This window comes from Actimicrobium sp. CCI2.3, from assembly GCF_035019065.1.
Lineage (GTDB): Bacteria > Pseudomonadota > Gammaproteobacteria > Burkholderiales > Burkholderiaceae_D > Actimicrobium.
In genome coordinates, this window is record NZ_JASJWR010000032.1 from 50,872 (window position 1) to 61,674 (window position 10,803).

The 10,803-nt window shown below is 59.3% G+C and carries 10 protein-coding genes; all 10 read left to right on the forward strand.

Annotation, left to right across the window (positions count from 1 at the left end):
- Positions 1-27: 27 nt before the first annotated feature.
- Positions 28-1,302, forward strand: a complete 1,275-nt coding sequence (gene purD, locus QN370_RS16755) for a phosphoribosylamine--glycine ligase (RefSeq protein WP_322126550.1) — start codon at positions 28-30, stop codon at positions 1,300-1,302.
- Positions 1,303-1,351: 49 nt separating this feature from the next.
- A complete protein-coding gene (gene hemF / locus QN370_RS16760) occupies positions 1,352-2,275 on the forward strand; it encodes an oxygen-dependent coproporphyrinogen oxidase (RefSeq protein WP_322126549.1) in 924 nt (307 codons plus the stop codon).
- A complete protein-coding gene (locus QN370_RS16765) occupies positions 2,263-2,925 on the forward strand; it encodes a nicotinate-nucleotide adenylyltransferase (protein WP_322127217.1) in 663 nt (220 codons plus the stop codon). The genes hemF and QN370_RS16765 overlap by 13 nt, the downstream gene beginning before the upstream one ends.
- A complete protein-coding gene (gene rsfS, locus QN370_RS16770) occupies positions 2,926-3,606 on the forward strand; it encodes a ribosome silencing factor (RefSeq protein ID WP_322126548.1) in 681 nt (226 codons plus the stop codon).
- Between the two features lie 12 nt (positions 3,607-3,618).
- Positions 3,619-4,089 carry a 23S rRNA (pseudouridine(1915)-N(3))-methyltransferase RlmH gene (rlmH, locus tag QN370_RS16775; RefSeq protein WP_322126547.1) on the forward strand — a complete coding sequence of 157 codons (471 nt, stop codon included), beginning with the start codon at positions 3,619-3,621 and terminating at the stop codon, positions 4,087-4,089.
- 5 nt (positions 4,090-4,094) lie between these two features.
- Positions 4,095-4,715 carry a Maf family protein gene (locus tag QN370_RS16780; protein ID WP_322126546.1) on the forward strand — a complete coding sequence of 207 codons (621 nt, stop codon included), beginning with the start codon at positions 4,095-4,097 and terminating at the stop codon, positions 4,713-4,715.
- Positions 4,712-6,175 (forward strand): ribonuclease G, encoded by a 1,464-nt coding sequence (rng, locus tag QN370_RS16785; RefSeq protein WP_322126545.1) that lies wholly within the window; start codon positions 4,712-4,714, stop codon positions 6,173-6,175. Before QN370_RS16780 ends, rng begins: the two co-directional genes overlap by 4 nt.
- A gap of 91 nt (positions 6,176-6,266) precedes the next feature.
- Positions 6,267-8,402, forward strand: coding sequence for a Cache 3/Cache 2 fusion domain-containing protein (locus tag QN370_RS16790; RefSeq protein ID WP_322126544.1), 2,136 nt, complete (start codon positions 6,267-6,269; stop codon positions 8,400-8,402).
- A 245-nt stretch (positions 8,403-8,647) separates the two neighbouring features.
- Positions 8,648-9,613: a formimidoylglutamase gene (gene hutG, locus QN370_RS16795; protein ID WP_322126543.1), complete on the forward strand. Its 966-nt coding sequence runs from the start codon at positions 8,648-8,650 to the stop codon at positions 9,611-9,613.
- Positions 9,610-10,701, forward strand: coding sequence for a nitronate monooxygenase (locus QN370_RS16800; RefSeq protein ID WP_322126542.1), 1,092 nt, complete (start codon positions 9,610-9,612; stop codon positions 10,699-10,701). The genes hutG and QN370_RS16800 overlap by 4 nt, the downstream gene beginning before the upstream one ends.
- The last annotated feature ends 102 nt before the right edge of the window (positions 10,702-10,803 follow it).

The window sequence follows — 10,803 nt, forward strand, 5'->3', positions numbered from 1 at the left end:
AACACTTTTACGGCAGCAAAGTCTCTCATGAAAATTCTGGTAGTTGGCTCAGGTGGCCGCGAACATGCACTGGCATGGAAACTTGCCCAGTCCGAACGACTGCAACTGGTCTACGTTGCACCCGGCAACGGTGGCACGGCGCAAGATGGGCGGCTGGTCAACCTGCCGATCACTGATCCGGCCGCGCTGGCGCAATTTGCGATTGACGAACATATCGCGTTGACCGTGGTGGGACCTGAAGTCCCGCTGGCGGCGGGTATCGTCAACCTGTTCCGCGCCCGTGGCCTGAAAATTTTTGGCCCGACCAAAGAAGCTGCCCAGCTCGAAAGCTCGAAGGATTTCGCCAAGACCTTCATGCAGCGCCACGGTATTCCGACTGCGCGCAGCCAGACTTTTTCGGATAGCGACGAGGCCCATGCGTTCATCGCTGCGCAAGGTGCACCGATCGTCATCAAGGCCGATGGTCTGGCCGCCGGCAAGGGTGTCGTGGTGGCCATGGAGATCGCCGAAGCCCATGCCGCCATCGACATGATGCTGTCTGATAACAAGCTCGGCGATGCCGGTGCCCGCGTTGTCATCGAGGAATTCCTTAGCGGCGAAGAAGCCAGTTTCATCGTCATGGTCGACGGCAAAAACATTCTGGCACTGGCCACCAGCCAGGACCACAAGCGTCTGCAAGATCACGATGCCGGCCCGAACACCGGCGGCATGGGCGCTTATTCGCCCGCACCGATCGTGACCCCGGAACTGCATGCGCGCGTGATGCGCGAAATCATCGTCCCGACCGTGCAAGGCATGGCCAAAGATGGCATCCCGTTCACCGGCTTTTTGTATGCTGGCCTGATGATCGATGACCACGGCGGCGTCAAGACGCTGGAATTCAATTGCCGTATGGGCGATCCGGAAACCCAGCCGATCATGGCGCGCCTGAAAACCGATCTGGTCGGCGTGATGGAGCATGCCGTCAACGGCACGCTCGATACCGTCGAACTCGAATGGGACAGGCGTACCGCGCTGGGTGTGGTGATGGCCGCCGCCGGGTATCCGGATGCGCCGCGCAAAGGCGACATCATCAGCGGCATCCCCGCCGAAACTCCCGACTGCGTCACCTTCCATGCTGGCACCGCACTCGAGAACGGCCAACTGACCGTTACCGGCGGACGCGTGCTCTGTGTGGTCGGACTTGGTGACAGCGTCAAGATGGCGCACCGTCAGGCTTACCTCGCACTCGACCAGATCCATTTCGATGGAGCCCAATTCCGCCGCGATATTGGCTGGCGGGCACTCAAGCGGCACGGCTAAGGTAGGACAGCGGGGTACAATCCGTCCTCGCTGACTTATTTTTCACGGAATGTCCTCCACCATCACACCCACCACCACCGCGGCCACCATCAAGGCCTACCTGCTCGGTTTGCAGGAACGCATCGTCACCGAACTGGCGGCGATTGACGGCCAGCCGTTTTCTACTGATGCGTGGCAGCGTCCGGAAGGCGGCGGCGGCATCTCGCGCATCATTGAAGAGGGCAACGTCTTCGAGCGTGGCGGCGTCGGTTTTTCGCATGTGACCGGCAAAAATCTGCCGCCGTCTGCTGCCGCGAATCGCCCCGAGATCGCCGGTCGCGAATGGGAGGCGATGGGCGTCTCGCTGGTGCTGCATCCGCGCAATCCGCACGCGCCGACGGTGCACATGAACGTACGCTTCTTCATGGCGACGGCAGCCGGCGAAGCGCCGGTCTGGTGGTTCGGCGGCGGCATGGATCTGACGCCGTACTATGGTAACGAAGACGATGCGCGGCATTTTCATCAGACTTGTTTCGATGCCCTGGCACCGTTTGGCGACGACCTGCATCCGCGTTTCAAGAAATGGTGCGACGACTATTTTTTCCTGAAACACCGGCAAGAACCCCGCGGTATCGGCGGGATTTTCTTTGATGACTTCCATGCGCTCGGACTCGACTTGAGCAGTGCGATGATGCAGAGCGTCGGCGACGCCTTCCTCACGGCCTACCTGCCGATCCTGCTGCGACGCAAGGACTTGCCGTACGAAGAATCCCAACGCGATTTTCAGGCTTATCGACGCGGACGGTATGTCGAGTTCAACCTGGTGTATGATCGCGGCACTTTATTTGGTCTGCAATCGGGTGGTCGTACCGAATCGATCCTGATGTCGATGCCGCCGGTAGTCAAATGGCGTTACAACTGGACCCCGCTTCCCGACTCGGCCGAAGCGGCGTTATATGAAAAATTTCTGGTGCAGCGGGACTGGCTGGCGTGACGCGCCACTGCATCGCCATCCTCGGAGGCAGTTTCGATCCGGTACACAGTGGTCATGTCGCGCTGGCGCGCCATTTTGTCGACCTGCTCAAACCGGATGAGTTACGCATTCTGCCTGCTGGCAATCCCTGGCAAAAACATGGTCTTGAAGCCACCGGCGCGCAGCGTGTTGCGATGCTGGAGCAGGCGTTTCATCAGCAAGCCGTTCCGGTTGTCATCGACCAGCGCGAACTGCAAGTCGATGAGTCGACGTTCACCATCAATACCCTGCGGGCACTGCGTGCCGAACTGGGACCGGAGGTGTCGCTGGTTTTTTTGATGGGGGCTGATCAGTTGCAGCACCTCGATACCTGGCAGGGCTGGCGCCAGTTATTCGACTATGCCCACGTGTGCGCGGCAGCGCGTCCGGGGTTTGCCCTCGATGGGCCGAAGGTGCCGGTCGAGGTCCGGCAAGTATTCGAACAACGCGCTGACACGCCAGCGCACATCCGTAGTACGCCGCAAGGCAAGACGTTTCTGGCCCCGAACCTGGCGGTGGATATTTCCGCTACTGAAATTCGTGCCGCCCTGCGTCAGGGGGAACAACCCGACACGCTGGTCCCGCACGCGGTGCTGGACTATATTCAACAACATCATCTTTATAAAAGCTAAATGGATATCAAACAATTACAAGCCCTCGTCATCGATGCACTGGAAGACGTCAAGGCGCAGGAAATCAAGGTTTTCGACACGGTCCACCTGACCAGCCTGTTCGACCGCATCGTCGTCGCCTCAGGAACCTCGAACCGTCAAACCAAGGCACTGGCTGCCTCGGTCCGTGACAAGGTCAAGGAAAACGGCGGCACCATTCTCAGCGTCGAAGGCGAGACCACCGGCGAATGGGTACTGGTCGATCTGGGCGACATGATCGTCCACATCATGCAGCCAGCAATCCGCGCCTATTATCGTCTGGAAGAAATCTGGGGCGAAAAGGAAGTCAAGTTCGGCTCGGCTGTTCGCGTCTCGAAGCGTACTGCGTCGGAACCGGAAGACGAAGCACCGAAAAAAGCTGGCCGCCACCTGACCGCTAGCCAGACCACGCTCGACGATGCGCCTAAAAAGACGACCCGCAAACCTGCTGCCAAAGCAGAAGACGGTTCGGTCCGCGCGAAGAAGGTTCCTGCTGCCAAGAAGCCAGTCGGCAAAACCATCAAGATCGCCGAGACCAAGAGCGCCACGGCAGCAGCAGCGGTCAAGAAAGATCGCATCATCAAGGAAAAGAAAATCGTTGCCGAGCGCGGTATTCCGGTCAAACGCGCACGCGCTCCTGCCAAACCAAAAGCTGCCGAATAACGGCTGCGCGCGATGCAACTGATCATCGCGGCAGTCGGGCACAAGATGCCAGCATGGATAGAAACCGGTTTCGGCGAGTATGCCAAGCGCATGCCGCCGGAATGCCGGTTGCAACTCAAGGAAATCAAACCGGTCGAACGCTCCGGCAGCAAGACCGCCGAAACCGCAATGGCGCTCGAACGCACCCGCATCGAAGCCGTGCTTCCAAAAGGCACGCGCATCATTGCGCTCGATGAACACGGGCGCGACCTCACTTCTGTACAACTTTCACAACAATTAATTACTTGGCAACAAGATGGCCGCGATGTAGCCTTCATTATCGGCGGTGCCGACGGTCTCGACCCGCAATTCAAAGCCAATGCAGACATGCTGTTACGCATTTCCAGCCTGACACTGCCGCACGGCATGGTGCGCGTGCTACTGGCTGAACAACTTTACCGGGCCTGGTCGATCACACAAAATCATCCTTATCATCGGGCCTGAATGCGATGCACGCACACGATCAGAAAATATATCTCGCCTCAAAAAGTCCGCGCCGCCGTGAACTGCTACGGCAGATTGGCGTCGACTTTGAACTTCTTCTGCTGCGCGACCAGAGCGGTCGCGTCGCCGACGTCACGGAACTGGTCTTGCCCGGGGAAGCAGCGGTCGACTACGTCCAACGCGTGACGCGTGAAAAAGTCGATGCGGCGATGCAGATAATCCTGACGCGCCACTTGCCGCTACGCGTCGTCTTGAGTGCCGATACTACCGTTGTGCTGGACCAGGATATCCTCGGCAAGCCGACCAGCCAGGCCGAGGCCAGCGCGATGCTGCACCGGTTGTCGGGCCGCACACACCAGGTGCTCACCAGTGTTGCCCTGCGAAGCGCGGACGCGACCTGGCAAATCACACAGCGCTCCGATGTCACGTTCGCTTCGTTGACGGCAGAAACAATCCGGGCATACTGTGCTGGCGCGGAACCCTATGACAAAGCCGGTGGCTACGGCATTCAGGGCTATGCCGCCAGTTTTGTGACACACATGGCAGGCAGCTACACCGGCATCATGGGGTTGCCACTTTTTGAAACAGCACAATTACTCAGACAGGCCGGATTGCGAGTGCCATGAACGAAGACATACTGATCAACATCACACCGCAGGAAACCCGTGTCGCACTGGTCTTGCAAGGTGCCGTGCAAGAGCTGCATATCGAACGCACGTTATCGCGCGGCATGGCCGGCAATATTTATCTGGGCAAGGTCGCACGGGTACTGCCCGGCATGCAATCGGCCTTCATCGACATCGGACTGGAGCGCGCTGCGTTCCTGCACGTCGCCGATATCTGGGAAGCGCGTAATCATGAAGGGCCCGTCACTCCGGCGCTGCCGATTGAAAAACTGCTGTTCGATGGCATGGCCATTACGGTACAGGTGATCAAGGATCCGATCGGCACCAAAGGTGCGCGCCTGTCGACACAGATTTCGATTGCCGGTCGCATGCTGGTGTATTTGCCGCAGGATTCGCATATCGGCATTTCGCAGCGCATCGAAAAGGAAAGCGAACGCGAGGCGCTGCGTGGCAAAGTGCAAAAGCTGTTGCCGCCGGACGAAAAAGGCGGCTTCATCATCCGCACCATGGCCGAAGATGCATCCGAAGCCGACCTGCAAATGGACATCGACTACCTGCGCAAGACCTGGTCCACCATTGCGGCCAGCGCAAAAAGCAAACCGCCCACCTCGCTGCTTCATCAGGACCTGAGTCTGGCGCAACGCGTATTGCGTGACTTCGTCGGCGACAACACCTCGACGATCCAGGTCGATTCGCGCGAAAACTTTTTGATGCTGCAGCAATTCGGCACCAACTACACGCCGTCGGTACTGAACCGTCTGTCCCACTATACCGGCGAGCGCCCGCTATTTGATCTGTACGGTGTCGAAGAAGAAATCCAGCGTGCGCTGGGCCGGCGCGTCGACCTGAAATCCGGCGGCTACCTGATCGTTGACCAGACCGAAGCGATGACCACCATCGACGTCAATACCGGCAGCTATGTCAATGGACGCAACTTCGACGACACCATCTTCAAGACCAACCTCGAAGCCGCGCAAGCGATCGCACGCCAATTGCGCCTGCGCAACCTGGGCGGCATCATCATTCTCGATTTCATCGACATGGAAAACGCCGAACACCGCGGCAACGTGCTTAGCGAATTGCACAAGGCGCTGGCGCGCGACCGCACCAAGATGTCGGTGTCGGGGTTCTCCGCGCTGGGCTTGGTCGAGATGACGCGCAAGCGCACCTGCGAATCGCTGGCGCACATTCTGTGCGAAACCTGCCCGGCCTGCAGCGGTCGCGGTCAGGTCAAGACCGCACGGACCATTTGCTACGAAATCCTGCGTGAACTGCTGCGCGAAGCCAAGCAATTCAACCCGCGTGAATTCCGTATCCTGGCCTCGCAAATCGTGGTCGACATGTTTCTCGAAGAAGAATCCCAGCATCTGGCGATGCTGGGCGATTTCATTGGCAAACCGATTTCGCTGCAAGTCGAATCGGTGTACCAGCAAGAGCAATACGACATAATTTTAATGTAGGGCAACATTGGGACTGACAGTTACCGCACGGTAATACATAATGCTGAATCGTCAGTTCCATGCTTCAGGTAACCACCTTCAGGATTCCCCCATGTCAGCATCAAGCACACCTTTCAGCAAACTCGGCATCGGCATCAAGCTGTCTCTTGCCGCCTTCGTCCTGACCGCCGTGGTCTTTGCGCTCTATGCCTGGTCCATCGGCGCCGCGAACTCACGATTGACCGAGCAGCGCGCGACGCAGGAAGTGAGTATCCAGACCAAAGCGGTCATCGACATGATCGACATGTTTGATCATGCGGTGACGGATGAAGCGGTACGCGCCGGCAAACTATTTGCCAGTAATTTTCCCGCCGCCTTCGCACTCGATACCAGTCGCACCATTGACGTGGTGGGCACAGCGACTCCCGCGCTGAAAAACGGCGAAACCGACCTCAATCTGGATTTTGCGATCCCGGATAAATTCACCACCACCAGCGGCGTGCCGGCGACCATTTTCGTCAAAAGCGGCAGCGACTTTGTCCGCATCTCGACTTCATTGAAAAAAGAAAACGGCGATCGTGCCATCGGCACCGTACTCGACCGCGCTCATCCCGCTTATGCACGGCTGATGGCCGGGCAATCGTACTCCGGCATCGCAACACTGTTCGGCAAAGACTTCATCACCAGTTATGACCCGATCCGTGATGCTGCCGGCAATGTCATCGGCGTGCTGTTCGTCGGTGTCAACATCGTCGAACCGATGAAAGTCCTGAAAGAAAAGATCAGCGCAATCAAGGTTGGCCTGACTGGCTATTTTTATGTCATCAATGCCAAACCCGGTGCCGATTTCGGGACCCTGATCGTGCACCCGGCGTTGCAAGGCAAAAGCTTGCTTGACACGAAAGACAGCGCAGGACGCCTGTTTGCCAAAGACATGCTGGACATGAAGAAAGGCGAAATCCGCTATCCGTGGATGAACGCCGAAGCCGGTGACACCACGCCGACCGAAAAGATTGTCGCGTTCGATACCTACGCACGCTGGAACTGGCTGGTCGCCGGTGGCTCCCACACCAGTGAGTTCACGAAAGAAATTACCGCACTACGCAACCTCTACGCGCTGTTTGGCGTGCTCGCCGTACTGGTACTCGTAGGACTGTTGTTCCTGCTGGTGCGCAAGATGGTGACGCAGCCGTTGCAGCGCGCTACCGATGCTGCCCAGCGCCTCGCCACTGGCGACCTGACTGTCAGCGTGGTGGTTGATCGCAGCGATGAAATTGGCGTGCTGCTCGGTGCCATCAATGGCATCAGCGGCGGCCTTGGCAAGGTCGTTGCGCAGGTCCGCGACGCAGCCGGACAAATCACCGTGTCGTCCAGCGAAATTGCCACCGGCACCAGCGATCTGTCAGCCCGCACCGAGTCGCAAGCGAGCTCGCTGGAAGAAACCTCTAGCGCCATGGAGCAACTCGCTGCGACCGTCAAGCAGAATGCCGAGAACGCATCGAGAGCCAATCAACTGGTGCGGAGCGCCTCGGCCGTCGCGCTGGAAGGCGGCCAGACCGTCACCAATGTGGTCTCGACGATGAGTGACATCAAGCTCAGCTCTGGCAAGATTGTCGACATCATCGGCGTCATCGATGGCATTGCCTTCCAGACCAATATCCTGGCGCTCAATGCCGCAGTCGAAGCCGCTCGTGCCGGAGAACAGGGTCGCGGCTTTGCCGTCGTCGCTTCCGAAGTACGTAACCTGGCACAGCGCTCGGCAAGCGCCGCCAAGGAAATCAAGTTGCTGATCGCCGACTCGGTCGACAAAGTCGATGCAGGCGGCAGACTGGTCGACGAGGCCGGCAAGACGATGCGCGCCATCGTCGAGTCGGTACAGAAAATCACCGTCATCATGTCCGAAATCACGGCGGCCAGCAGCGAGCAAAGTACCGGCATCGAGCACGTCAACCAGGCCATCGTCGAGATCGATGAAATGACTCAGCAAAACGCGGCGCTGGTGGAGCAAGCATCGGCTGCGGCACTGAGCATGGAAGAACAGGCGCGCTTGCTGGTAGAGCGGGTCGCCACCTTCCAGATCGATGCCAGTCAAATGCACCACGTCACGACGAGCGCACCAAAAAAAGCGGTTATGGTGGCGACCAGAATGGCACCAACGGCAAAGAAAACCAGCGTCAAAGCCAGCGCTCTGACCGCACCACGCAAGCCGGCACCCCCGGCGGCATCGGATGACTGGGAAGAGTTCTAACCAGACTAATTTCGTACCAATAAGTATGTTTTGCGCCGACCTTGAGTCGGCGTTTTTTATTGCGCACGCCGTCCTCGGGCACATTTCACCGCATATGGGTGCACAATGCACCATCGACGACCGGTACCTCCGTACGTGTGGCAAGGAGGTGCACAGGTCAAAAACAGGGAAGTCGACGATGCCTGACAGATATCCAGGTTCATATTGCAGCACACCGTACGTTGCAATTACTCAGGAGTAACGCGATGAAACAAGTTCCCGACTTGCGCCGCTGGCACGGTCGCATTGACAGTGAAGAAGGTCCGAACGGCGAGCGCTGGCACCAGCATATGCAATGTGTCGATACCGTCACCGAACCGGCTATCGTCCTGCTGGGCTTTGCCTGCGATGCTGGCGTCCAGCGCAACGGTGGTCGTACCGGGGCCATCGATGGCCCGGCGGCCATGCGCGCCGTGCTTGGCAATATCCCTCTTCTTGATGGCATACCTGTCGTCGATGGCGGGGACATCCGCTGCACCTGGAAGGCCAACGATGACGGACTGGAAACGGCGCAGCAAGAACTGGCGCAGGCCGTCGCGGGCTTGCTGGCGAAACAGCATCGACCCATTGTGCTCGGTGGCGGTCACGAAATGGCGGTAGGCTCGTTCGGCGGACTGGCACAGCACCTCGCCACTGGTGACAGCGTTCCGCGCATCGGCATCCTCAATCTCGATACCCATTTCAATTTGCGCTCGACCACGCGCGCCACGTCCGGCACCCCGTTCCGGCAGATCGCCGACGACTGCCATCAACGCGGCTGGGACTTCAACTATTGCTGCCTCGGTGTCAGCCGCTTTGCCAACACGCGATCGCTGTTCGAGCGTGCCGAAGCGCTGGGCGTCCATTGGCGGCTCGACGAACAGATGTCCGCCTACGATGCCGATGCGGTACGCAGCATGCTGACGAACTATCTGGCGCAGATCGATCATCTCTACTTCTCGATCGGCCTCGACGTCCTGCCGGCAGACACGGCACCCGGCGTCAGTGCGCCGGCCGTGCGCGGCATCAGTCTGGACATGGTGGAAATGATCATTGACGTGGTCCTCGCCAGCGGCAAGATGCGCGTCGCCGATATCGCCGAACTCAATCCGGAGTACGACATCGACCATCGCACTGCGCGTCTGGCGGCCCGCCTTGTGGCACGACTGGCCTACGGCTGGAACGCCGCATGACGACGCTGCAGACATTGCTGGGCATCACGCTGCCAATTATCCAGGCACCGATGGCCGGCGTGCAAGGCAGCGCGCTGGCCATCGCGGTATCGAACGCCGGCGCGCTGGGCTCGCTGCCCTGCGCGATGCTGGGCAGCGATGCCTTGCGCAGCGAGCTGCAACGGATCCGGTCGCACACCAGCTTGCCGTATAACGTCAACTTTTTTTGCCATACGCCGGCGGCAGCCGACAGCAGCCGCGATGCAGCATGGCATGCCGCGCTGCGACCGTATTACGAACAGTTCGGACTCGACATGGCCGGGCAACCGGCCGGTCCGAGTCGGGCACCGTTCAGCGCGGCCGTGGCCGATTTGCTGGAAGAATTCAGACCGCCGGTGGTGAGCTTTCATTTCGGCCTGCCTGACACCGCCCTGATGGCACGAATCAAGAGCTGGGGCAGCAAGGTGATCTCGACGGCTACCACGGTCGACGAAGCACGCTGGCTGGAAGCGCACGGTGCCGATGCCATCATTGCGCAAGGACTGGAAGCCGGTGGTCACCGCGGCATGTTTCGCACCGACGACCTGACTACACAGAGTGGCACCTTCACGCTGCTGCCGCAAATCGTGCAGGCAGTGTCGCTTCCGGTGATCGCTACGGGAGGCATTGCTGACGCGGCAGGCGTTACCGCCGCCATGGCACTGGGCGCGGCCGGCGTGCAGGTCGGCACTGCCTACCTGCTCTGTCCGGAAGCAACTACCAGCGCGATACACCGGGCGGCCCTGCAGAGCGACGCGGCAAGACATACCGCGCTGACCAACCTGTTCAGCGGTCGACCGGCACGCGGCATCGTCAACCGGATCATCCGGGAACTGGGACCGATCAGCACCAGCGTGCCCGGATTTCCGCTCGCGACGGCGGCGATCGCACCACTCAGGGCGCATGCAGAAAAGCTCGGCAGCGGAGATTTTTCGCCGTTGTGGGCGGGACAGAATGTGAGTGGGTGCCGAACGGTGTCGGCGCAGGAGTTGACGTTGGGACTTGCTGCGGGTGTTGTAGAGAGATCGTCCAGCCTCGCCGGTTTATCGGATCGGGCATCGCGGATGTAGTCAGGGCATTTGGTGCAATGCCCTGCGGTTATTGCACCCTTGTATGCTGTTTTTAACGGTTGATTTTGATTAGATTGATGTGGCATCAAAGATATCGGAAAG